Origin of the sequence: Methylorubrum sp. B1-46 (assembly GCF_021117295.1) — a bacterium.
Lineage (GTDB): Bacteria > Pseudomonadota > Alphaproteobacteria > Rhizobiales > Beijerinckiaceae > Methylobacterium.
On sequence record NZ_CP088247.1, the window covers coordinates 5,248,830 to 5,270,299 of the forward strand.

Here is a 21,470-nt window from a genome sequence, read left to right on the forward strand (position 1 = left end):
TCGGGCAGATGTCTTGAAGCTTTGGACTGTCGCTCCTCGTTCCTGATCCGAATTGGCTCGGAGATAAATTGACGCTCGTTCCGATCGCGGAGACCCGCGGCAGGCGGGACGCGGCAGGCCGGATCGTCGTAGAACGTCCTCCATGTTGACGCTCGCGCTCTCACTTGCCCTGCTCGTCGTGCTGGTCCTCATCATCGTCCGGCGGCGGAACCTTACCATCCTGATGAGTATCGGCAGCCTGATCGCGGCACTGCTTGCCATGCTCTTGCTTCAGGATCTCGGTCTCCTGCCCGGCTCGCAGGGTCCGCTGACCCATACCCGGCCGCAGACCGTGGACGACTTGCGCCGTTGACGGGGCGCCGATGCAAGGCTTGGCTAGGGAACTCTCCCGGCCTTCGCGCGTCTGCCGCGAGGAGCCCGGCTTTTCCGCCGAGACCCGACGGCTTGGAGCCCGCCCTTGCGCAACCTTCTCCTGCTTCTGATCCTGATCGCAGGCGGTTTCGTCCTGACGGCCATGTACGTCGCGCCGAAGCAGCCCGAGTTGCGCGGCTGGTACGAGACCAACGCTTGCCCGTATCTCGACCAGATCAGCCCGAAGATCTGCGAGCCGATCCGTGCCGCGAAGGGCACGGACCGGACCTGAGACCTCGCTTGCGCCGGGCCTTCGATTGGTTCTTCCGCGATCGGCGCACCGGCGCCGTCGTGATCGGCCAATGGCCGAATGCCCCCCTGTGGATCTTCGCCGCCGCCTCGGCCCTGGAATGGCTGCTTGAGGCGGTGATGCCCGGCCTGCCGGCTCCGGTCTTCGCTGGACTTCGGGTCGTCGCGCTCCTGAGCCTCAGCGTCTGGGCGATCGATGAGATCGCCCGTGGGGTCAATCCGTGGCGGCGCTGCCTCGGGGCCGCCGTGCTGATCGGGATCGTGGTCAGCCTCGGCTTCGGCGGTCTGGGCCGCGCGTGAGCGGCCCCTTCGATCTCCTCGTGATCGGCGGCGGCATCAACGGCGTTGGCATCGCCCGCGACGCCGCTGGGCGGGGGCTTCGCGTGCTGCTGTGCGAGCGCGGCGACTTGGCCGAGCACACCTCGTCCGCCTCGACCAAGCTGATCCATGGCGGCCTGCGCTACCTCGAACAATACGAGTTCCGGCTCGTGCGCGAGGCGTTGGCCGAGCGCGAGCGGCTGATGCGGCTCGCCCCGCACATCATCTGGCCGCTGCGCTTCGTCCTGCCGCACGATGCCGGCCTGCGCCCGGCCTGGATGCTGCGGGTCGGGTTGTTCCTCTACGACCACCTCGCGCGCCTCAAGACGCTGCCGCGCTCGGAGGCGTTGCGCCTCGGCCGGGACGGTGTCGGCGCGCCGCTCCAGAAGCGCCTGACGCGCGGCTTCGCCTATTCCGATTGCTGGGTCGAGGACAGCCGCCTCGTCGTGCTGAACGCCCTCGACGCCGCCGAGCACGGCGCGGAGATCCGCACTCGCACCACCGTGGAATCCGCCCGGCGCGAGGCCGGCGCCTGGACCATCACCCTCTACGATTCCGAGCGGCGGCAGCGGGAGAGCGTGCGGGCCCGCATCGTCGTCAACGCCGCCGGCCCCTGGGTCGGCGAGACGCTGCTGCGCACGCTCGCGCTCGAGGCCCGGCCGAAGGTGCGGCTCGTCAAGGGCAGCCACATCGTCGTGCGGCGGCTCTACGAGGGCGATCAGGCCTACATCCTGCAGCAGCCCGACCGGCGCATCGTCTTCGCCATCCCCTACGAGCGTGACTTCACCCTGATCGGCACCACCGACGTGGCGCACGAGGGCGAGCCCGGCCCGGTTCGCATCTCGGCCGAGGAGACGCGGTATCTCTGCGCCTGCATCAACCGCTCGTTCGAGCGCTCGATCGGCCCGGACGATGTGGTCTGGAGTTTTTCGGGGCTGCGCCCGCTCTACGACGATGCCGCCGCGAACGCCTCGGCGGTGACCCGCGACTACGTGCTCGAACTCGACCACGACGGGCCGCCGGTCCTGTCGGTGTTCGGGGGCAAGATTACCACCTATCGGCGGCTCGCCGAGCACGCGATGGAGAAGCTGAGGCCGCACCTACCGGGCATGAAGCCTGCCTGGACCGGCGGAGCGCCGCTGCCCGGCGGCGATATGCCCGGCGCGGATTTCGAAGAGTTTGCGAGTACGCTCGCAGCCGAGTACCCGTTCCTGCCCGAGGCGACGGTCAGGCGGCTCGCCCGCGCCTACGGCACCCGCGCCGCCCGGCTGCTCGGCGATGCGCGTGCCCTCCCCGATCTCGGCGAGACCTTCGGCGGCGATCTCAGCGCCCGCGAGGTCGACTACCTGGTGCGGCACGAATGGGCGCGCGCGTCCGACGACATCCTCTGGCGCCGCTCGAAGCTCGGCCTGCACATGGATCGAGAGGGGGTCGCGCGGCTCGGGCGCTACCTCGCCGCCGCATCCGGTCCCGGATCTCAGCGGCCGTAGACGTCCTCCAGGCGGATGATGTCGTCCTCGCCGGTATAGGAGCCGACCTGCACCTCGATCAGTTCGAGCGGGATCTTTCCGGGGTTGGTCAGGCGGTGCATCGCGCCGATCGGCAGGTAGACCGCCTCGTTCTCGTGGACGAGGATGATTGAATCGTTGAGCGTCACCTCGGCGGTGCCCTTCACCACCACCCAGTGCTCGGCCCGGTGGAAGTGCTTCTGCAGCGAGAGCCGCCCGCCCGGCGTCACCATGATCCGCTTCACCTGGAAGCGCTCGCCGATGTCGATGCGCTGATACCAGCCCCAAGGCCGGTACATCCGGCGATGGGCGTCCGCCTCCGGATGCGCCTTCTCGCGCAGCACCGTGACGAGATCCTTGACCTTGCCCGACTGCGCCTTCGAGGCGACCAGCACCGCATCCGGAGTCGCGACCACAACCACGTTGTCGAGCCCGACCACCGTGGTGAGCCCGTCGCCCTCGCTGTGCACGAGGCTGCCGGTCGTCTCCACCAGCTCGACCCGCCCGCGTACGGCGTTGCCCTGCGCATCGCGCTCCAGCACTTGCCAGACGGCGTCCCAGGTGCCGACATCCGACCACGCGAAGGAGACCGCCAGCACCCCCGCGCGGGTGGTGCGCTCCATCACGGCGTAGTCGATCGAGGTTTTCGGGGCCCGCGCGAAGGACGCCGCCTCAAGCCGGACGAAGTCGAGATCGGTGGCGGCGTTCGCGAGCGCCCCGCGGGCGGCTTCCAGCACCTGCGGAGCGTACGCCTCCAGCTCAGAGATCATCACGTCGGCGCGGAACAGGAAGTAGCCCGAGTTCCACAGGGCGCCGTCCCCGATCAGACGCTCGGCCCCAGCGATATCCGGCTTCTCGACGAAGCGCTCGACACGGTAGATACCCGGAGCGTTGGGAAGTGCGCCGCCGGTGCGGATGTAGCCGTACTCGGTCGCGGGCCGGGTCGGGGTGATGCCCAGCGTCATGATCTGGCCGAGCCGGGCGCCGCGGGCGGCTTCCTGCGCGGCCTGAGCGAAGGCGGCGGCATCCTCGATCACGTGGTCGGCGGCCATGACCAGCACCACCGTCGCCGGACCCCGGTGTGCGCCGTGGAGCGCGGCCACCGCCACGGCGGCGGCGGAATCGCGCCGCTCGGGTTCGAGCAGAATGTCGGCGGAGATACCGCTCTGCGCCAGTTGCTCGGCGACGATGAAGCGGGACTCGGCGGACGCGATTACGGTCGGCTTTGCGAACACGCGCCCGTCGGCGACGCGGCGGACGGTGGCCTGGAAGGTCGAGGTTGCGGGATCGACGAGCGGCGTGAACTGCTTCGGCATGCTCTCGCGCGAGGCCGGCCACAGCCGCGTGCCCGAACCGCCGCAGAGGATCACGGGCAGGATTGTTTCGTGGTCCGCCTCGGCCATGGCCCAGCCCCGTCGCGTATCGAGAGGCGCCAGCCGGTCGGAACAAGTGCGGGAGCGGCAAGCGCGAAAATCAGCCCCGCCCTCTTAGCTGATCCACCCGCACGGCACCACGAGGCGGGCCGACATGCCTGCGATTCAGGTAAATCCGGAGAAAGCCGGTCGAGAAACGGCGGAGGCAGAGCCTCCGCCCGGACTTGGAAAGGGCTATTCAGCCGCCTGCCGCTCGCCGTAGCCGAGACGTCCGTTGAGCTCGCCCAGCAGCTTCACCGCCGCTTCCGCAATCACCGTCCCCGGCGGGAAGATCGCCGAGGCGCCGGCGGCGTAGAGCGCGTCGTAATCCCCCGGCGGGATCACGCCGCCGACCACGATCATCACGTCGTCGCGTCCCTCCGTCTTCAGCGCGGCCTTCAATTCCGGCACCAGCGTGAGGTGACCGGCCGCCAGCGAGGAGACGCCGACGATGTGCACGTCGTTCTCCACCGCTTGCCGCGCAGCTTCCTCCGGCGTGGCGAAGAGCGGCCCGATATCGACGTCGAACCCGAGGTCGGCAAAGGCCGAGGCGATCACCTTCTGGCCGCGGTCGTGCCCGTCCTGGCCCATCTTGGCCACCAGGATGCGCGGGCGGCGCCCGTCATTCTCCTCGAAGGCCTCGACGAGGCCGCGGACCTTCTCCACCACCGGCGACATGCCGCCCACCTCTCGCTTGTAGACGCCCGAGATCGAGCGGATCTCGGCGCGGTGACGGCCCCAGGCCTTCTCCAGCGCCTCCGAGATCTCGCCGACCGTGGCCTTGGCCCGCGCCGCGTTCACCGCCAGTTCGAGCAGGTTGCCCTCCCCGTCCGCGGCCTTCGTTAGGGCGGCGAGTGCCGCATCGACGTCGGCCTGGTTGCGCTCGGCGCGCAGGCGCTTGAGCTTGTCGATCTGCTTGGCGCGCACGTCGGCGTTGTCGACGCGAAGCAGATCGATCTTCATCTCGTCGTCGGGCTTGTACTTGTTGATGCCGACAATCGTCTGCCGGCCGGAATCGATCCGCGCCTGGGCGCGCGCTGCCGCCTCCTCGATGCGCAGCTTCGGGATGCCGGCCTCGATGGCCTTGGCCATGCCGCCGAGCGCCTCGACCTCGCGAATATGCTCCCAAGCGCGGTCGGCGATGTCCCGGGTCAGCCGCTCGACATAGTAGGAGCCGCCCCACGGATCGATGATCCGGGTGGTGCCGCTCTCCTGCTGCAGGAAGAGCTGCGTGTTGCGGGCGATGCGGGCCGAGAAGTCGGTGGGCAGCGCCAGCGCCTCGTCGAGCGCGTTGGTGTGGAGCGACTGCGTCCCGCCTTGCGTCGCCGCCATCGCCTCGATGCAGGTGCGGGTGACGTTGTTGAACACGTCCTGCGCGGTGAGCGACCAGCCGCTCGTCTGCGAGTGGGTGCGCAGCGGCAACGACTTGTCGCTCTTCGGCTCGAACTCCTTGACGAGCTTGGCCCAGATCAGGCGCGCGGCCCGCATCTTGGCGATCTCCATGAAGAAGTTCATCCCGATCGCCCAGAAGAACGACAGACGCGGCGCGAACTGGTCGATGGTGAGGCCCGCCGCAAGACCCGCCTTGATGTACTCGACGCCGTCGGCCAGCGTGTAGGCGAGTTCGAGATCCTGCGTCGCCCCGGCCTCCTGCATGTGGTAGCCGGAGATCGAGATCGAGTTGAACTTCGGCATGTTCTTCGAGGTGTAGCCGAAGATGTCCGAGATGATCCGCATCGATCCCTTGGGGGGATAGATGTAGGTGTTGCGGACCATGAACTCCTTGAGGATGTCGTTCTGGATCGTGCCGGCGAGCTTTTCCGGCGGCACGCCCTGCTCCTCGGCTGCGACGATGTAGAGGGCGAGCACGGGCAGCACCGCGCCGTTCATCGTCATCGACACCGTCATCTCGTCGAGTGGGATGCCGGAGAACAGGGTGCGCATGTCGTAGATCGAGTCGATCGCGACACCCGCCATGCCGACATCGCCCGAGACGCGCGGGTGATCCGAATCGTAGCCGCGGTGGGTCGCGAGATCGAAGGCGACCGAGAGGCCCTTCTGGCCGGCCGCGAGGTTGCGCCGGTAGAAGGCGTTCGAATCCTCCGCCGTGGAGAATCCGGCATATTGCCGGATCGTCCAGGGCTGGGTGACATACATCGCCGGATAAGGCCCGCGCAGGTAGGGCGGCAGGCCGGGGAACGAGTCGATGCCCTCGCAGCCCTCGCGGTCCTCGGGACCGTAGAACCCCTTCACCGGAATGCCCTCGGGCGTCATCCACGGCTCCCCGGCCGGCGGAGGCGGCGCCTTGAAGCCGTCGGTCGCATAGGCGACGGAGGCGAAATCGGGGATCCGGGAGCTCATCGTGCGGCTGTTCCTGGCGTCAGTCTCGGCGTCGGCCAAGACGATGAATTTTTTTGAGCATTATAGGCAAGCCACCAAACGCGGCTACTGTCCATAAGGCGGGGTTCATCGGCCGCGCTTGCGCCGGCTTTCCGACAGGTGATGACGTCCGCGGGCGTCCCAGCGCACGCTCGGGGCCGGTCCCGACGGTGTCGCCAGCCACGCGCGGCGCTGGGCGATCAGCCCTTTGAGCCGCTCGGCCCGCTTCTCCTTGCCGGCGCAGTCGCTGGGGCAATCGCAGTCGAAATGGTGTGAGCCGCCCTCGCCCGAGAACAGGCTGACGAAGGCCAGCACGATCCCGACGAGGCCGACCACGCCGATAATCAAGGCCGGCCACGCGAGGCCGAGACCGACGAGGACGGCGATGGCCACCTTGCCGGCAAGCGTCCCGATCACCTTCACTTTCAGGAGAGCGGCGAAGGTCGCCGCAGCGCCGGCCGATCCGCGCAGCGCCCGCAGGCTCCGCCTGCGGAACCGCTTGCGCGCCGCGAGCCCTTCGAGCCGGCGCAGTTCGCGCTCCATTCGTTGCCGGGCCTGCGCCCGATCCTCGACTTCGCTCGCCTGCACGCCCCCTCCCCGCTGCGCTTGCTGCGCCGAATGTGCGGTGAGGCGCGCGTGACCGTCAAACGGCCGCTTTCGACCGCCTGTGTCGCTACGAGTGACGAGCGTGGCGGGGGATCGGAATGAGGCGGTGGCGAACGGCGCCGAGCGCGGCGCGGACCTGGCCGTTTCTCGCGGGCTTCGTCGCGGCCGAGCAAAGGCTCGGCGAGCGCGCTCAGGCTGCGGGCCGCATGCCGTCTTTCGCCTACGAGTTCCTGCGCTTCGGGGTGAAGCAGGGCTGGGCCTGCCTGTTCGGCGGGCTGATCTGCGCTCTCCTGATCGGCACGCACCTGTTCTACCCGGCCGACGCATCGCTCTCGCGCTACGACTTCCTCACGCTCGCGGCCGTGCTGATCCAGGTCGCGCTACTCGCGCTCGGCATGGAGACGTGGGAGGAGGCCAAGGTCATCGCGCTCTATCACGTCGTCGGAACGGCGATGGAGATCTTCAAGACAGGCGTCGGTTCGTGGGTCTACCCGGAGGCGAGCTGGCTCCAGATCATGGGCGTGCCGCTGTTCACCGGCTTCATGTATGCCAGCATCGGCTCCTACATCGCCCGTGTCTGGCGCCTGTTCGACTTCCGCTTCACGCGGCACCCGCCGTTGATGTTCACGCTGCCGCTGGCGGGCGCGATCTACGTCAACTTCTTCAGCCACCACTATATGGCGGACTTACGCGCGCTGTTGTTCGTCGCAACCGGTCTGCTGTTCGGCGCCACGATCGTGCACTTCAAGGTCTGGCACGTGCATCGTCAGATGCCGCTGCTGCTCGGCTTCGTCCTCGTGTCGCTCTTCATCTGGTTCGCCGAGAACATCGGCACGGCGAGCCGTGTCTGGCTCTACCCGAACCAGACGGCCGGCTGGTCGCCGGTCTCGGCGGCCAAGCTCGGCTCGTGGTTCCTGCTGATGATCGTGTCCTATGTGCTGGTCACGCTGGTGAACCGGCCGGAGCCTTGCTCCGAGACGGAACCCGCGCGGCCCGCCGATCCGGCGCAGCCGCGACCCGCGCGCTGAGGCGGCGATCAGTTGACGTAGGTGCGGATCCAGTTCGGGGAGAGGATCTCGCCCTCTTCCGTGATGATCCAGGGCTGTTTCGAGGGGTCGCCCAGCGCGCCCTTGGCGGCGGCGAGCGCCTCGCGCAGGGTGCCGTAGCGCTCGGGCTGAGCCAGCGGAGAGGAGGCCGGCAGCGTGCGCCAAATGGTGAGATCGGCAGGACGTTCGAGAGCTTCGGTTTCCATCTCGGGTTCTTCCTGTGCGAACCGTATCCGTCCGTTGAAGGACGCCGCGACGATTGATGCCGTCGGGACGGTATGTTCAAAGTTTCAAGGGCGATCGGAGCATCTCTGGGGCGGCTTTGCGATCAATTCGAGTGCTCGACAGCCAGTCGGTCACCGTTTCGTCGCAGTTCCTCATCTGAACTTTGCCTTGGTTTCGCCAAGAATTGGTCCAGACCCGCCCACGGATGCCTTCATCAGTAAGACGACACTGCGTACGAAACAGTATGCAATTGGTTACTCTGAGGCAGCAGGCTTGGCCGTGCGGTGCCGCACCCACCCGGCCTGTGCGGGAAAGCGGGGATTTGTTGACCGGAGGCCACACCGGACACAGCTAAGTCTCATTCTTCGAGGTTCCACGATCGCCGTCGCCATCGACTGCATATCGCGGAGTGTGATCGAGCGAGTCTGAACGCTGTCCGTACCGCCGACGCGGGGGCACGTGGTGGATGGACGCGCGGGCCGGTCGAGGCAAGGGCTCGGGCCATGCTCAGGCGAGAGCGGGCTCATCGGTTGGGGTTGTCGGTGCCGGATCGTTTCGTGCGGATCGCCTTGGGCGTCACTCTCGGGCTGCTGATCGCCTTCGTGGCGCAGCCCTACATCCTCGCCTTCCTGTACTCGGCGGACGCGCCGCGTTCGGTGACCGCGCGCGGTGACCTGTCGGCGGCGGAGAAAACGACGGTCGACCTGTTCGCCCGCGCCGCGCCCTCCGTCGTCCACGTCTTCGCCCAGGCGGCGGCGCAAGGACGTGCGCTGATGGAGCCGGATGACGAGTTCGGCCAGGGAGAGCAGCAGCAGGGCTCCGGCACACAGACCGGCACGGGCTTCGTGTGGGACGCCGCCGGCCATGTCGTGACCAACAACCACGTGGTCGAGGCCGCGACCAAAGGTGGCGGTTCGATCTCGGTGCGGCTCGCCTCCGGCGAGGTGGTGGGCGCGCGGGTCGTCGGCACCGCGCCGAGCTACGATCTCGCCGTGCTCCAGCTCGGACGCGTCGCCAAGATGCCCCCGCCGCTCGCCGTCGGAACCTCGGCCGACCTCAAGGTCGGGCAATCGGCCTTCGCCATCGGCAACCCGTTCGGCCTCGACCACACCCTGACGACCGGCGTCATCAGCGCGCTCCAGCGCCGCCTGCCGACGCAGGAGGGCCGTGAATTGTCGGGCGTGATCCAGACCGATGCGGCGATCAATCCGGGCAATTCCGGTGGACCCTTGCTCGACTCCGCGGGCCGTCTCATCGGCGTCAACACGGCGATCTTCTCGCCCTCGGGCGCCAGCGCCGGCATCGGTTTCGCGGTGCCGGTCGATGTGGTGAACCGGGTGGTGCCGGACCTGATCAAGAACGGGCGCGTACGAAATCCCGGCATCGGCATCATCGCCGGCCAGGAGGCGACCGCCGCGCGCCTCGGCATCGACGGCGTCGTGGTGCTGCGGGTGCTCCCCGGCTCGCCGGCGGCGCAGGCGGGTTTGCGCGGTGTCGATCCCCGCAGCGGCACTATCGGCGACGTCATCGTCGGGGCCAACGGTCACCCGGTCCACCGCCTGTCGGATCTCACCGCCGTCGTCGAGGAGGCGGGGCTCGACCGCCCGGTCACATTGCTGGTGGAGCGCGACGGCCGGGTGCGGACCGTTCGGGTGAACACGGCGGATGTGGCGCAGACGCGGTTGTGACGTCGATCACCCGGGTGTCGCTCCGGATGAGCGCTTTACGCGCGGGTCGAACCAGCCGAAGAGCGAGGCATGCTCCTCGCCCTCGGCCTTCTGGCGCTCATCGGATTCTGGTGGCTCGGCCGCCGCAACGGGCGCCTGCCCTTCGGCCTGACGCCCCGGCTGCTCGCCGGTTACACCCTGCTGGCCGCGGCCTTCGTGCTGTCGCTGCGCGGCAGCTTCCTCCTTGCCCTATTGCTCGGCGCGGGTGGAGCCTGGCTGACGGAGGGCGAGGCGGGCGTGATCCGTCGGGTCCGCGCGTGGCGTGGGTATCGCGAACCGCAGCCCCTGCGCACGGCCTCGCTCGAACTCGAATTCGCCTTCGACGGCGCGCCGGTGGACGGGACCCTCTTCGTGGGCCCCTTCGCCGGGCGCCGTCTCTCGGCGGTGCCGACGGAGGCGCTGATCGAGCTGACGATCCTTCTGCGCCCGCACGATCCCGAGGGCACGCGCCTGTTAGAGGCGTATCTCGACCGCCGGCAATCCGGCTGGCGTGTAGACGCTGATAGCGACCGAGACCCGCGGTCGGGCGGCGCGGCGAAGCCAGGGACGATGACGGAGGAGGAGGCTTATCAGGTCCTGGGGCTTGAGCGCGGGGCGTCCCTGGAGGAGGTCCGCGCGGCTCATCGGGCGCTGATGAAGCGGCTGCATCCCGACCAGGGCGGCAGCGTCGAGCGGGCGGCGCGTGTGAACGCGGCGCGTGACAGGCTGGTGAACCGACATCGCTAGAACTCCACGCGCGTTGTCAGGGTCGATATGACGAGAGCAGTCTGGCCGTCTTGCTGCGGCTCTTGCCGTCGGGCGGTAGCCGGCCGAACGCGCCGGCCGCCGCACCGAGGAGGCTTGTTGGATCCGATCAGCTCCGGGTGGCGAAGCAGTTGAAACCGTTCTTCTTCAGCGCGGCGCAGGCATCCTGCGCGGTGCTCTGCTCGGAGAAGCCCGAGAAGCGGGCGCGGTAGAGCGTGGTGCCGCCATGCGTCACGCGCACGGTGTAGGGCGCGGCCTTGGACAGCATGCCGGTGCGGCTGCGGGCGTCGGCGAGGATCGACTTCGCCTTGTCCTCGTCGTCCATGGCGCCGAGCTGGATCACCCAGGGGCTCGGCGTGACGGGCTTGGCGCTGTCGCCGCGGGCATCCTTCGGCGGGCCCTCGGCGCGGGAGGCGACGCCCTCGACGGCGGGCAGACGGGCGGTGGTCTTGCCGCCGGTGCTCGGGAACGGCGCCTGGCTCGCCGGCCCGGCATAGGCCTGGGCGGCGTTCGGCAGCGCCTGGAGGCCGGCGCGGCGCGAACCCGGCGTCGTCGTGGAGGGACGAATGTCGAGGGGCACGGTGCTGGTGGAGCTCGTGGTCTCGATCCCGTCGTCATCTGCCGAGGCGAGGACGGTGCGGGTGCGGGACTCGGCTTCGGCGACGACCGCCGGACGGCCGCGCTCGGCCACCTCGACCACGGGCGCCGTCTGGCGGGCGCCGGCATAGGCACGGGGCAAGTTGGCGCGCACGAGGTCGGCCATGATCCGGTCGCGGCTCGCGCCCGACTTTCCGCCGAGCACGATCGCCACGATCTGGCGGTCGCCGAGCTTGGCCGCAGTCATCAGGTTGAACCCGGAATCGCGGGTGTAGCCGGTCTTGATGCCGTCCACGCCCTCGACGGTGCCGAGCAGGCGGTTGTGGTTGCCGATGACCCGGCCGCGGAAGGCGAAGGAGCGGGTCTGGAAGTAGCGGTACTGGCGCGGGAACCGATCCTGAATGGCGCGCGCCAGGATGGAGAGGTCGTGCGCCGTGGTGATCTGATCCGGGTCCGGCAGGCCCGAGGCGTTGGCGAAGTTGGTGCGGCTCATGCCGAGCGCCTTGGCCTTGCGGGTCATCATGTCGGCAAACCGCGGCTCGGAGCCGGCGATGTTCTCGCCGATGGCGCAGGCCACGTCGTTGGCCGACTTGGTCACCAGCGCCTTGATCGCCTCCTCGACCGTGATGGTCGAGCCGGGGCGCAGGCCGAGCTTCGACGGTGCCTGGGCGGCGGCTTTGGCCGAGATGGAGAGCGGCGAATCGAGGTCGTAGCGGCCCCGCTCCATCTGCTCGAAGAGCATGTAGAGCGTCATCACCTTGGTGATCGAGGCCGGGTGGCGCAGCGCATCCTCGTTGACCGCGTGGAGCGTCCGGCCCGACTTTACGTCGACGACCATGGCTGCGTAGGGCGGGTTGTAGCCGCTCACCGCCTTGCGGGCGTGGCCCCGGCGCTTGGCCTCCGCGGGATCGGCCACCGCGACGAGAAAACTCGTCGCCAGGAGCAGCACGGCGACAGCGCGGGACCCCGTGGTGGGCCGGCCTTCTACGCGACGCATCTCGAAACCTTCGCCTCGACAGTCGGGCATTCCGGCCCGGCTGGCACCCTTCACGGACACCGCCACCGGGTCCGCAATCTCTGGCGAGGACGGTAGGATGAACGCGGTTACGCGGCCGTTAATGCGACCGCATCCAAGTTCGAGATCGCCCTTTTGCCACAGGGATTAAGCCAATCTTGACGCGGCAACGGCGCCCGCCCCGTGCCAATGATTTAGCTCCTCGCGATCAGGCACCGGCGACCGCTGGAGCGCGTTTCACGCGCATGTGCGGGGACGCGGGTGCGAGCGACGTCGAAGGTAGAGGCCGGAGGATATGGCGCGGCCGGACAGTTTCACGCACCTCTCTGGCGCAGTCGCCGATCGGCCTATAGATTGCCTGGTGAGCACCGCGCCCCTCCACCGGGATGCCGGTGCCGAAGGCTGCCAGACCAAGGTCGCTTCGATTCAGATGTCTTCTAAGCTGATCCAGAACGAAGTGCAGGAGGCGGGTCGGGGACGGGTGCCGGTGCGTGCGGCTTCGACCCCGCGCAACCCGGGCGACGACGATCGTTCGGGCACCGCGATCATCACCCGGACCAAGCCGCGCGCGAAGCGACCGAGCCTGTACCGCGTGCTGCTGCTCAACGACGACTACACGCCGATGGAATTTGTCGTGCACGTCGTGGAGCGCTTCTTCAACAAGAGCCACGAAGACGCCTACCAGATCATGATGCACGTCCACCACAATGGCGTGGGGGAGTGCGGCGTATTCACCTACGAAGTCGCGGAAACGAAAGTGACGCAGGTGATGGATTTCGCCCGCAAGCACCAACATCCGCTTCAGTGCGTTATGGAAAAGAAATAGGCATCCAGCGAAGGCCAGAGCATTGCCAAGCTTCTCACGCAGCCTCGAGCAAGCCCTCCACCGCGCCCTGGCCTTGGCCGGAGAGCGCCGCCACGAATACGCGACCCTCGAACATCTCCTGCTCGCGCTCGTCGATGACCAGGATGCCGCCGCCGTGATGCGGGCCTGCAACGTCGAGATCGACGTGCTGCGCCGCAATCTCGTCGAGTATGTCGACACCGAACTCTCGAATCTGACGGGCGACGGGCGCCAGGACGCCAAGCCGACCGCCGGCTTCCAGCGCGTCATCCAGCGCGCGGTGATTCACGTGCAGTCCTCGGGCCGCGAGGAGGTGACCGGCGCCAACGTGCTCGTCGCGATCTTCGCCGAGCGCGAGAGCCACGCTGCCTACTTCCTGCAAGAGCAGGACATGACCCGCTACGACGCGGTGAACTACATCAGCCACGGCATCGCCAAGCGCCCAGGAGCCTCCGAGGCCAAGCCCGTGCGCGGTGCCGAGGAGGAGAGTGCCTCCGAGCGTCCCGGCGGCGAGGACAACGAGGCGCGGCCCAAGAAGAAGGGCGACGCGCTGGAGGCCTACTGCGTCAACCTCAACAAGAAGGCGCGCGACGGTAAGATCGACCCGCTGATCGGTCGCCATTCCGAGGTCGAGCGTACGATTCAGGTGCTCTGCCGCCGCCAGAAGAACAACCCGCTGCTGGTGGGCGACCCAGGCGTCGGAAAAACGGCCATCGCAGAAGGACTTGCGCGAAAAATCATCCAGCACGAGGTTCCGGAGGTTCTGGCCGACGCGACCGTCTTCTCCCTCGACATGGGCACGCTGCTTGCCGGCACCCGCTACCGCGGCGACTTCGAGGAGCGCCTCAAGCAGGTGATGAAGGAGATCGAGGCGCATCCCAACGCCATCATGTTCATCGACGAGATCCACACCGTGATCGGTGCGGGCGCCACGTCGGGCGGCGCGATGGACGCTTCGAACCTGCTGAAGCCAGCGCTCGCCTCCGGCGCGCTGCGCTGCATCGGCTCGACCACCTACAAGGAGTACCGCCAGTACTTCGAGAAGGATCGCGCCCTGGTGCGCCGTTTCCAGAAGATCGACGTCAACGAGCCGTCGATCCCGGATACGATCGAGATCCTTAAGGGCCTCAAGCCCTACTTCGAGGAGTTCCACAAGCTGAAGTACACCACCGATGCCGTGAAGGCGGCGGTGGAGCTGTCGGCCCGCTACATCAACGACCGCAAGCTGCCCGACAAGGCGATCGACGTGATCGACGAGACCGGCGCCTCGCAGATGCTGGTGCCGGAGGCGCGCCGCAAGCGCACCATCGGCGTCAAGGAGATCGAGACCACCATCGCCACGATGGCGCGGATCCCGCCCAAAACCGTGTCGAAGGACGACGCGGTGGTGCTCAAGAACCTGACCGAGAACCTGAAGCGGGTCGTCTACGGCCAGACCAACGCCATTGAGGCGCTGACCTCGGCGATTAAGCTGGCGCGTGCGGGCCTGCGCGATCCCGACAAGCCGATCGGCTCCTACCTGTTCGCCGGCCCGACCGGCGTCGGCAAGACCGAAGCCGCCAAGCAGCTCGCGGCGTCGCTCGGCGTCGAGATGCTGCGGTTCGACATGTCGGAATACATGGAGCGCCACACGGTCTCGCGGCTGATCGGTGCACCGCCCGGCTATGTCGGCTTCGATCAGGGCGGCCTGCTCACCGACGGGATCGATCAGCACCCGCACTGCGTGCTGCTGCTCGACGAGATCGAGAAGGCGCATCCGGACCTGTTCAACATCCTGTTGCAGGTGATGGACCACGGCAAGCTGACCGATCACAACGGCAAGCAGGTCGATTTCCGCAACGTCATCATCATCATGACGTCGAATGCGGGTGCCTCGGATCTGGCGAAGTCGGCCTACGGCTTCACCCAGTCCAAGCGCTCGGGCGACGACGTCGAGGCGATCAACCGGCTGTTCGCGCCGGAATTCCGCAACCGCCTCGATGCGATCATCTCGTTCGGCCACCTGCCGAAGGAAGTCGTGGCCAAGGTCGTCGACAAGTTCGTGCTGCAGCTCGAAGCGCAGCTTGCCGACCGCAACGTCACGATCGAACTCTCGGACGAGGCCCGCGACTGGCTCGTCGAGAACGGTTACGACGACGCGATGGGTGCCCGCCCCATGGCTCGCCTGATCCAGTCCACGATCAAGACGCCGCTCGCCGACGAGGTGCTGTTCGGCCGGCTCAAGGATGGCGGCGCCGTCAAGGTCGTGCTGAAGAAGCCCGAGGGCGAGGACGGCAAGGGCGAGACCGCAAAGGGCAAGGGCGAACTCGGCTTCGAGTTCCCTGCCGGGCCGGTCACGCCGAAGCCGGAAACGGACGTCGCCAACGCGGCCAAGCGCAAGCGCTCAAAGCCGCGCTCGGCCCCGCGGAAGAAGACGACCAAGCGCGACGGTGGACCGTCCGGAGGCGGTTCTTCCGGTGGTGGCTCCGTCCGCACCGTGCCGAAAGTGCCGCTCAAGGTCTAAGGGCACAGGGTCGCTCACGCGCAACCGTGAGCGATCTTCGAGGCCGGCGCGGGTTGCGTTCCTGCGCCGGCTCCCGGATATGGGCGGCGCCGTTCTCTGTCAGAGAGAGCGACTTCGGCCAGCAATGGGGGTCACATGACGAGCGACGCGCAGGAGGGGCCCCTCACGCCTGTCGCGCCACAGCCGGCTCCGGCGCGGCCGAATCCGCTGACGTCCCGCGAGAGGCGCCGCCGCCGCCGCAAGGCCCGTCACCGCGGCGAGGAGATCCTCGGCTGGATTCTGGTGCCGGTGATCCTGTTCGGCGTGTTCTGGGGCGTCAACGCGGTGCTCGAGGCGATGGGCACCAGCCCCGGTGTGGTGTGGGATCAGCTCATGCAGGTGAAAGCCGCGCTCGAGAAGAAGATGTAGCGCGGCCCGCCGATCCTCTACTCAGCCGCAGCCTTGCTCAGTCCGATCCGCCGCCAAATCGTGCTCAGCGCGTCCACGAGATGGTCGATATCGGCGTCGGAATGCAGCGGCGAGGGCGTGATGCGCAGGCGCTCCGTCCCGCGCGGCACGGTCGGATAGTTGATCGGCTGCACGTAGATACCGAACTCGTCGAGCAGGGTGTCGCTGATCGCCTTGCACAGCACGGGGTCGCAGACCATCACCGGCACGATGTGGCTGTGGTTGGACAGCATCGGGATGCCGGCCGCGTCCAGCGCCTGCCGCACTCGCGCCACCCGCTCCTGATGCCGCGCCCGCTCCACACGGCTCGCCTTGAGATGGCGGATGCTGGCCACGGCGCCGGCCGCGACCGCGGGCGGCAGCGACGTCGTGAAGATGAATCCCGAGGCGAAGCTGCGCACGAAGTCGCAGAGTTGCGTCGAGCCGGTGATGTAGCCGCCATGAACGGCGAATGCCTTGCCCAGCGTTCCCTCGATCACGTCGAGCCGGTGAGCGAGACCCATCCGCTCCGAGATGCCGCCGCCCCGCGCGCCGTAGAGGCCGACCGCGTGGACCTCGTCGAGATAGGTGAGCGCCCCGTGCGCCTCGGCGACATCGCAGATCTCGTCGATCGGGGCGATGTCGCCGTCCATGGAATAGACCGACTCGAAGGCGACGAGCTTGGCCCGGCCGGGCTCGATCAGAGCGAGCTTGCGGTTCAGATCCTCCGGATCGTTGTGGCGGAAGATCTGGCGTTCGGCCCGGCTGGAGCGGATGCCCTCGATCATCGAGGCGTGGTTGCCCTCGTCGGAGAAGACCACGCAGCCCGGAAGCTTCGAGGCGAGCGTGCCGAGCGCCGCCCAGTTCGAGACGTAGCCCGATGAGAAGATCAGCGCCGCCTCCTTGTCGTGGAGGTCGGCGAGTTCCTGCTCCAAGAGCACGTGGTAATGGTTGGTGCCGGAGATGTTGCGGGTGCCGCCCGCGCCGGCGCCGCATCGGTCGATCGCCTCGTGCATCGCGCGGAGCACCGAGGGGTGCTGGCCCATGCCGAGATAGTCGTTGGAGCACCAGACGGTGACCTCGCGCTCCCCGCCGGGGCTGTGATGCGTCGCGTAGGGAAACCGTCCCGCCTGCCGCTCCAGATCGGTGAAGACGCGGTAGCGCCCCTCCCGGTGGAGACTGGTGATCGCACTGCCGAAGAACGCTTCGTAATCCATGCCGTCCTCCCCGAAGAAGATGATGCCGGTGGGCGGATCTTGCGTCCGTCTCACCTCATTCGCGGTGCACTGCCCCGGTTTCGGGCACCTCGGCCGCCGTGGGGGCGGCACGGCCGGGAAGGCTCCAGTTCCAGAGCGCCGCCGAGGGCAGCGGCAGCATCAGGAACCAGTGCTCCAGCGTGGCGAGGGCCGCGAGCGTCGCGAGCAGGGCAAAGCCCGTCACCGTGTGCGGCGCAGCCGCTTCCCCGAGCGCAAAGCGGGCGAGCAGGACCGTCGCGGCGGTGCCCAGCGTCACCGAGAACGGAAACAGCGGGTTCATCGGCCGCCGGCTCAGGTAGCAGGCGAGATAGCCGAGATGCGGCGGAAGGAACTCGGCGTGAAGGTTGCGCACGCCAAGGAACAGGTTGAGCCGCGCCGAGGCGTTCATCAGCGCGAGCAGGCCGTAGGTCCAGAGTGCCACCCGGTTCCCCTCTCCCCAGGTGAGGCAGAGGATGGCGAGCCCGCCGATCAGGATCGCGAATTCGTGCCACAGGCTGGTGGCGAGCGCCGCGAAGAAGCGGTCGAACCCGCGCAGGTTCGGCGCGCAGGCGGCAGGCTTCGGGCCGGAGACGAAGCCCATATAGTAGCTCATCTCCTGCCAGCCCCAGACGACCACCGCGGCGGTGAAGCCGAGATAGGCGCCTGTCTCCGTATCGTCGTCCGCAACTGCGCGGATGGTCCAGAGCGCGCCGGCCAGCACGGCGCTCGCCGCGATCATGCTGCGGGCATGCGTCCGTCGTGGCAGGTGCTGGAGCACCAGCACCAGCCCGGTGGCCGACCACCACAGCAGGACGGCGTAAAGCGCCGGAGCGGCGTAGACGCCCATGCTACCAGACCGGATCGAGGCGGATGTCGGCGGGCATGGCGTTCTGCTTGACCGGCAACAGGTAGAGCCGGGCGAAGGTCACCGCCGCGACGACGGTCTGGGCACCGTGCTTCAGCTTGCCGGAAAGGCCCCCTTCCGCCTTGGCGGCAGCGATCTTGTCGGCGCAGACCAAAAGCCGGTCGAGTCCCGCCTTGAAGCGCGGATCGTCGAGGTCGAGGGTGATCGGGAAAGTCTGTTTCGAGATCTCGGAGGTGATCCGGAACACCTTGAAGTCGTAGTCGGTCGGATCGACCCCGAGCGCCTTGTGAAAGGCCGGGCGGCAATGGTCGCGGACATACATCGTCGCGAACACCGCCAGCAGGAAGAACCGGATCCAGTAGCGGTTGACCCCTTCCGTCAGCTTCGGGTTGGCGCGCATCAGCAGCGCGAAGGCCTCGCCGTGGCGGAACTCGTCGTTGCACCACTTCTCGAACCACTTGAAGATTGGGTGGATGCGCCGCTCCGGATGTCGCTCCAGCTCGCGATAGATCGTGATGTAGCGCGCGTAGCCGATCTTCTCGGAGAGGTAGGTCGCGTAGAAGATGAACTTCGGCTTGAAGAAGGTGTACTTCTTCGCCTTCGTCAGGAAGCCGAGATCGACGCCGACGCCGAAATCCTTCAGCGTGTCGTTGATGAAGCCGGCATGCCGCGCCTCGTCGCGGCTCATGAAGCCGAACAGCTCCTTGATGTCCTTGTTCTTGGCCCGCTTGCGCATCTCCGCGTAAAGAACGCAGCCCGAGAACTCGGCGGTGATCGAGGAGACGAGGAAGTCGAGGAACTCCTTGCGCAGTTCCGGGTCCATGTCGGCGAGGTCGCAGTCGAACTCCTCGTTGCGCACGAAGTGGCGCTTGTTCGGGTCCGAGCGCAGCTCCTCGATCAGGATGTCCCACTCGCGACGCACGGGCTCGACATCGGTGCGGTCGAGCTCATCGAAATCCGTGGTGTAGAAGCGCGGGCTCAGGAACGTCGTCTGTTGCGCGCTCTTGGTCGAGTCGTTGAGCGGCTGGCGCGGGAACGGCACTCCCGCAGCGGGCTGGACGTTGGCGTTCACAGCTTCCTCCGTTCGGAAAAGCTCACCTCGTAGAGCTCGGTCAGCTCGAGATGGGCGATCAGCTTGGTCCAGGCCCGCTCCAGCCGGCCTGCGCGGGTGACGGTGGCGGTGCGGCGCACGGTGAGGCGCTCGCCGTAGGGCACCTCGGTCGGCGCATCGTGAATCTGGACCTCGTCGCCGGGCTCGATCTCGAACCCGCCATCGAGCGTCACATGCGCGTGCAGGCTCTCCGGCGTCTGCTCGATCTCGACGGTGCAGGGCACCTCGACGACCGTCTTGCCGATCCAGGCCATGTCCGCCCCCTCTCCCATCACCGCAGCTCTGTGCCGGGCAGCAGGCGGGCGAACGCCTTCGCGTTCGAAGGACCGAAGGCCAGCAGCGGCACTTGCCGCCCGGTGGCCCCATCCTCCAACGACAACGTCCCGTTGTCGAATCGCGTGAGGGTGAAGGGCGGCTCGCGGCTCTGGCCCTCGCGCTGCCGGGCCTGGGCGAGCCCGCGCAGGGTCCCGCGGATGAAACCGTCCTGCCCCGGCTCGATCCGGGCGACCAGCGTTCCGCGTTCGGCGCTGCGCAGATCGATGGCGCCGTCCGGTTGGTCCTCGGCGTGGAAGGCCAGAGTCTGGATCGGGCGGGCCGGACGCTCCTCCGGCACCGGCTCCTGCCCGCGGCCGAGGGCCACTGCGGTCAGAGCCACCCCGAGCAGGGCCGCGACGGCCAGCAGCGCCGGCCGCTGAGACGGCGGTTTCTCCGGTTGTCTGCGGAAGTTCAGCTCGACGGGCATTGATCCCTCCCCTGGCTACCGCGCTCCGGCGGCGGCGAGACCGCCGGATGTAGCGCTCGCCCGACCGGTGACGGTGGCGGGCTCACCGGTGCGCGCCGGGTCTTTGGCCAGACCGCCGGCCTGCGCCGCAAGCGCGGGCGCGAGCAGGGCCGCTACGCTCCGGGCATCGGGCACGGAGCGCAGCATCGGCTCCGGGCGGCTCACCCGCCAGGGGCGGGCATGCGGCCACAGATGGAGGTAAGCGACCCGCTCGCCGGGCGGCAAAAGCAGCGGAATGTCACCGCTGCCGTCCGAGAACAGTCTCAAATCCGCCGACTCGATCCGGGCCAGCGGCAGGTTGAGGGTGATCGGGAGAGCGATGCCGACATGCAGCACCATGCGCCGATCGGTGAGCGTGTAGACCGTGGTGCGATGGACGAGCCATGCGAGGAAGGTCAGCAGCCCGAGAGCCAGGAGACCGATCAGCAGGGTCGTACCGGCCACGGTGAGTGCGCGCGCCGGCCCAGCGGTCGCGGTGGCGCCGACCGCCAGCATCGTGGCGGTGCCGGCAAACCACGCCATGACGAGCCGGGCGTGGAAGGCGCGTAGCAGCACGCCGGAAAGCGTCGGGGCGCCGCGCCACAGGATGCGCTCCCCCGGCGGGAGCGGACCGGGCAGGCCGCGCAGCGTCCCCTCGGGCAGGAAATCCGACTCGCTCATAGGATCGGCCCTCAGAGAATGGGTTCAGAGTATCGGTTCTTGGCGGGCGGGCGAGGCGTAGAGGGTGCCGGCGCCGAAGTACGCCATGATCCGTTCCTCCTCGAGCAGGGTGACGGAGTCCGGATCCTTGATGCCGGGGATGTCGGCGAACTGCGCCGCCAGCAGCGCCTCGGTCTTCACCGTGCGGGAGAAGCGGCCGGTGGTGCAGAAGGTCACCGGCATCAGCACCCGGCGCCCGCCCGTGCCAAGTTCCACCTCGTAGTAGCGCACGAAGGATTCGCCGCGATCGACCCAGAGATCGACCACGGTGCCGGCGACCTGCCGGTCGGCACCGAAGACCGGCATGCCGATCGGGTTCGGTCCGTCTTCGTGGACGACGAAGGCGTCGGCGACGCGCAGGGGGACGATGCGGTATTGCGCGTCCCAGGTCCGGTCGTGCTCGTCGTGGCGCGGCACCCAGGAGCCGGGGCCGACGCCGGCCTGCAGCGAGGTGTCGGTGCGGAAGTAGGGGGCGCCGGGGAAGACCTCGCGGCGGGCGCTCGGCACGTTCGCGTCATAGGCGACATTGGTCTGCGGCGCGTACATCGTGTGGCCGCTCGACAGGTGGAACGCCTTCGGCGTCGGGATCAGAATCGGGTCGGGGCTCTTCAGGCGGCCGGCGGCCTCGTTCTCGAGCGGGTAGCCCTCGCGCCGATCCTCGCGGCGCAGGTAGAAGACGAGGCCCGCAAAGAAGATCCAGAACGCGTAGAGCGTGACCTGAGCGACGTCGATGTAACCGGTGATCTCGCCTCTGGGCATGGCAGGCCTC

General features: G+C 68.1%; 22 protein-coding genes. 10 read left to right on the forward strand and 12 right to left on the reverse strand.

What is annotated here, in order from left to right; all coding sequences use genetic code 11:
- Window positions 1-142 precede the first annotated feature (142 nt).
- The 4 genes from LPC10_RS24330 to glpD all read left to right on the forward strand — a co-directional run bounded on the left by LPC10_RS24330 (window position 143) and on the right by glpD (window position 2,468).
- Window positions 143-352: a hypothetical protein gene (locus LPC10_RS24330; RefSeq protein ID WP_231344810.1), complete on the forward strand. Its 210-nt coding sequence runs from the start codon at window positions 143-145 to the stop codon at window positions 350-352.
- Between the two features lie 105 nt (window positions 353-457).
- The gene (locus LPC10_RS24335) at window positions 458-643 is read left to right on the forward strand and encodes a hypothetical protein (protein WP_231344811.1); all 186 of its coding nucleotides are present in this window, start codon (window positions 458-460) and stop codon (window positions 641-643) included.
- Window positions 644-651: 8 nt separating this feature from the next.
- Window positions 652-960 carry a hypothetical protein gene (locus LPC10_RS24340; protein WP_231344812.1) on the forward strand — a complete coding sequence of 103 codons (309 nt, stop codon included), beginning with the start codon at window positions 652-654 and terminating at the stop codon, window positions 958-960.
- Window positions 957-2,468, forward strand: coding sequence for a glycerol-3-phosphate dehydrogenase (gene glpD, locus LPC10_RS24345; RefSeq protein WP_231344813.1), 1,512 nt, complete (start codon window positions 957-959; stop codon window positions 2,466-2,468). Before LPC10_RS24340 ends, glpD begins: the two co-directional genes overlap by 4 nt.
- Here the strand turns inward: glpD and LPC10_RS24350 are convergent.
- The 3 genes from LPC10_RS24350 to LPC10_RS24360 all read right to left on the reverse strand — a co-directional run bounded on the left by LPC10_RS24350 (window position 2,456) and on the right by LPC10_RS24360 (window position 6,865).
- Window positions 2,456-3,889, reverse strand: a complete 1,434-nt coding sequence (locus LPC10_RS24350; protein ID WP_231344814.1) for a mannose-1-phosphate guanylyltransferase/mannose-6-phosphate isomerase — start codon at window positions 3,887-3,889, stop codon at window positions 2,456-2,458. The two genes, glpD and LPC10_RS24350, sit on opposite strands and share 13 nt — an antisense overlap.
- 204 nt (window positions 3,890-4,093) lie before the next feature.
- Entirely contained in the window at window positions 4,094-6,259 is a 2,166-nt protein-coding gene (gene scpA / locus LPC10_RS24355) for a methylmalonyl-CoA mutase (protein ID WP_231344815.1), read from the reverse strand.
- Window positions 6,260-6,364: 105 nt separating this feature from the next.
- Window positions 6,365-6,865: a hypothetical protein gene (locus LPC10_RS24360; RefSeq protein WP_231344816.1), complete on the reverse strand. Its 501-nt coding sequence runs from the start codon at window positions 6,863-6,865 to the stop codon at window positions 6,365-6,367.
- Window positions 6,866-6,981: 116 nt separating this feature from the next.
- Between LPC10_RS24360 and LPC10_RS24365 the strand changes: the two genes are divergently transcribed.
- On the forward strand, window positions 6,982-7,911 hold the full coding sequence (locus LPC10_RS24365; RefSeq protein WP_231344817.1) for a DUF817 domain-containing protein: 930 nt from the start codon (window positions 6,982-6,984) through the stop codon (window positions 7,909-7,911).
- An 8-nt stretch (window positions 7,912-7,919) separates the two neighbouring features.
- Here LPC10_RS24365 and LPC10_RS24370 read toward each other — a convergent pair whose 3' ends face one another.
- Window positions 7,920-8,135 carry a hypothetical protein gene (locus LPC10_RS24370; RefSeq protein ID WP_108942654.1) on the reverse strand — a complete coding sequence of 72 codons (216 nt, stop codon included), beginning with the start codon at window positions 8,133-8,135 and terminating at the stop codon, window positions 7,920-7,922.
- A gap of 561 nt (window positions 8,136-8,696) precedes the next feature.
- On the opposite strand from LPC10_RS24370, the gene LPC10_RS24375 reads away from it, so the two are divergent.
- Together LPC10_RS24375 and LPC10_RS24380 are read left to right on the forward strand one after the other, a co-directional pair.
- Complete coding sequence (locus tag LPC10_RS24375; protein ID WP_231344818.1) at window positions 8,697-9,842, forward strand: S1C family serine protease; 1,146 nt, start codon at window positions 8,697-8,699, stop codon at window positions 9,840-9,842.
- A 69-nt stretch (window positions 9,843-9,911) separates the two neighbouring features.
- Window positions 9,912-10,607: a DnaJ domain-containing protein gene (locus LPC10_RS24380; RefSeq protein ID WP_231344819.1), complete on the forward strand. Its 696-nt coding sequence runs from the start codon at window positions 9,912-9,914 to the stop codon at window positions 10,605-10,607.
- A gap of 127 nt (window positions 10,608-10,734) precedes the next feature.
- Here LPC10_RS24380 and LPC10_RS24385 read toward each other — a convergent pair whose 3' ends face one another.
- Window positions 10,735-12,219, reverse strand: coding sequence for an SPOR domain-containing protein (locus LPC10_RS24385; RefSeq protein ID WP_231344820.1), 1,485 nt, complete (start codon window positions 12,217-12,219; stop codon window positions 10,735-10,737).
- 448 nt (window positions 12,220-12,667) lie between these two features.
- Between LPC10_RS24385 and clpS the strand changes: the two genes are divergently transcribed.
- The 3 genes from clpS (at window position 12,668) to LPC10_RS24400 (ending at window position 15,992) form a co-directional block, all read left to right on the forward strand.
- A complete protein-coding gene (gene clpS / locus LPC10_RS24390) occupies window positions 12,668-13,063 on the forward strand; it encodes an ATP-dependent Clp protease adapter ClpS (protein WP_133089059.1) in 396 nt (131 codons plus the stop codon).
- A gap of 22 nt (window positions 13,064-13,085) precedes the next feature.
- A complete protein-coding gene (gene clpA / locus LPC10_RS24395; protein ID WP_231344821.1) occupies window positions 13,086-15,584 on the forward strand; it encodes an ATP-dependent Clp protease ATP-binding subunit ClpA in 2,499 nt (832 codons plus the stop codon).
- 135 nt (window positions 15,585-15,719) lie between these two features.
- Window positions 15,720-15,992: a hypothetical protein gene (locus tag LPC10_RS24400; RefSeq protein WP_133088872.1), complete on the forward strand. Its 273-nt coding sequence runs from the start codon at window positions 15,720-15,722 to the stop codon at window positions 15,990-15,992.
- A 17-nt stretch (window positions 15,993-16,009) separates the two neighbouring features.
- Here LPC10_RS24400 and hemA read toward each other — a convergent pair whose 3' ends face one another.
- The 7 genes from hemA to puhA are packed head-to-tail and all read right to left on the reverse strand — an operon-like array spanning window position 16,010 to window position 21,460.
- Window positions 16,010-17,227 (reverse strand): 5-aminolevulinate synthase, encoded by a 1,218-nt coding sequence (gene hemA, locus LPC10_RS24405; RefSeq protein ID WP_231347140.1) that lies wholly within the window; start codon window positions 17,225-17,227, stop codon window positions 16,010-16,012.
- A gap of 55 nt (window positions 17,228-17,282) precedes the next feature.
- Window positions 17,283-18,092 (reverse strand): putative photosynthetic complex assembly protein PuhE, encoded by an 810-nt coding sequence (gene puhE, locus LPC10_RS24410; protein ID WP_231344822.1) that lies wholly within the window; start codon window positions 18,090-18,092, stop codon window positions 17,283-17,285.
- 1 nt (window position 18,093) lies between these two features.
- Window positions 18,094-19,182 carry a magnesium-protoporphyrin IX monomethyl ester (oxidative) cyclase gene (acsF, locus tag LPC10_RS24415; RefSeq protein WP_231344823.1) on the reverse strand — a complete coding sequence of 363 codons (1,089 nt, stop codon included), beginning with the start codon at window positions 19,180-19,182 and terminating at the stop codon, window positions 18,094-18,096.
- Window positions 19,179-19,475, reverse strand: a complete 297-nt coding sequence (locus tag LPC10_RS24420) for a hypothetical protein (protein WP_231347141.1) — start codon at window positions 19,473-19,475, stop codon at window positions 19,179-19,181. Before LPC10_RS24420 ends, acsF begins: the two co-directional genes overlap by 4 nt.
- Window positions 19,476-19,492: 17 nt before the next feature.
- On the reverse strand, window positions 19,493-19,963 hold the full coding sequence (gene puhC / locus LPC10_RS24425; protein ID WP_231344825.1) for a photosynthetic complex assembly protein PuhC: 471 nt from the start codon (window positions 19,961-19,963) through the stop codon (window positions 19,493-19,495).
- Window positions 19,964-19,978: 15 nt separating this feature from the next.
- On the reverse strand, window positions 19,979-20,662 hold the full coding sequence (puhB, locus tag LPC10_RS24430) for a photosynthetic complex putative assembly protein PuhB (protein ID WP_231344826.1): 684 nt from the start codon (window positions 20,660-20,662) through the stop codon (window positions 19,979-19,981).
- 24 nt (window positions 20,663-20,686) lie between these two features.
- Complete coding sequence (gene puhA / locus LPC10_RS24435) at window positions 20,687-21,460, reverse strand: photosynthetic reaction center subunit H (RefSeq protein WP_231344828.1); 774 nt, start codon at window positions 21,458-21,460, stop codon at window positions 20,687-20,689.
- Window positions 21,461-21,470: the final 10 nt, after the last annotated feature.

Coding starts and splice junctions, on each gene's coding strand:
- LPC10_RS24330 (WP_231344810.1), top strand. CDS start 143: ATGTTGACGCTCGCGCTCTCACTTGCCCTGCTCGTCGTGCTGGTCCTC.
- LPC10_RS24350 (WP_231344814.1), bottom strand. CDS start 3,889: ATGGCCGAGGCGGACCACGAAACAATCCTGCCCGTGATCCTCTGCGGC.
- scpA (WP_231344815.1), bottom strand. CDS start 6,259: ATGAGCTCCCGGATCCCCGATTTCGCCTCCGTCGCCTATGCGACCGAC.
- LPC10_RS24365 (WP_231344817.1), top strand. CDS start 6,982: ATGAGGCGGTGGCGAACGGCGCCGAGCGCGGCGCGGACCTGGCCGTTT.
- LPC10_RS24370 (WP_108942654.1), bottom strand. CDS start 8,135: ATGGAAACCGAAGCTCTCGAACGTCCTGCCGATCTCACCATTTGGCGC.
- LPC10_RS24380 (WP_231344819.1), top strand. CDS start 9,912: ATGCTCCTCGCCCTCGGCCTTCTGGCGCTCATCGGATTCTGGTGGCTC.
- LPC10_RS24385 (WP_231344820.1), bottom strand. CDS start 12,219: ATGCGTCGCGTAGAAGGCCGGCCCACCACGGGGTCCCGCGCTGTCGCC.
- clpS (WP_133089059.1), top strand. CDS start 12,668: ATGTCTTCTAAGCTGATCCAGAACGAAGTGCAGGAGGCGGGTCGGGGA.
- LPC10_RS24400 (WP_133088872.1), top strand. CDS start 15,720: ATGACGAGCGACGCGCAGGAGGGGCCCCTCACGCCTGTCGCGCCACAG.
- hemA (WP_231347140.1), bottom strand. CDS start 17,227: ATGGATTACGAAGCGTTCTTCGGCAGTGCGATCACCAGTCTCCACCGG.
- puhE (WP_231344822.1), bottom strand. CDS start 18,092: ATGGGCGTCTACGCCGCTCCGGCGCTTTACGCCGTCCTGCTGTGGTGG.
- LPC10_RS24420 (WP_231347141.1), bottom strand. CDS start 19,475: ATGGCCTGGATCGGCAAGACGGTCGTCGAGGTGCCCTGCACCGTCGAG.
- puhC (WP_231344825.1), bottom strand. CDS start 19,963: ATGCCCGTCGAGCTGAACTTCCGCAGACAACCGGAGAAACCGCCGTCT.
- puhB (WP_231344826.1), bottom strand. CDS start 20,662: ATGAGCGAGTCGGATTTCCTGCCCGAGGGGACGCTGCGCGGCCTGCCC.
- puhA (WP_231344828.1), bottom strand. CDS start 21,460: ATGCCCAGAGGCGAGATCACCGGTTACATCGACGTCGCTCAGGTCACG.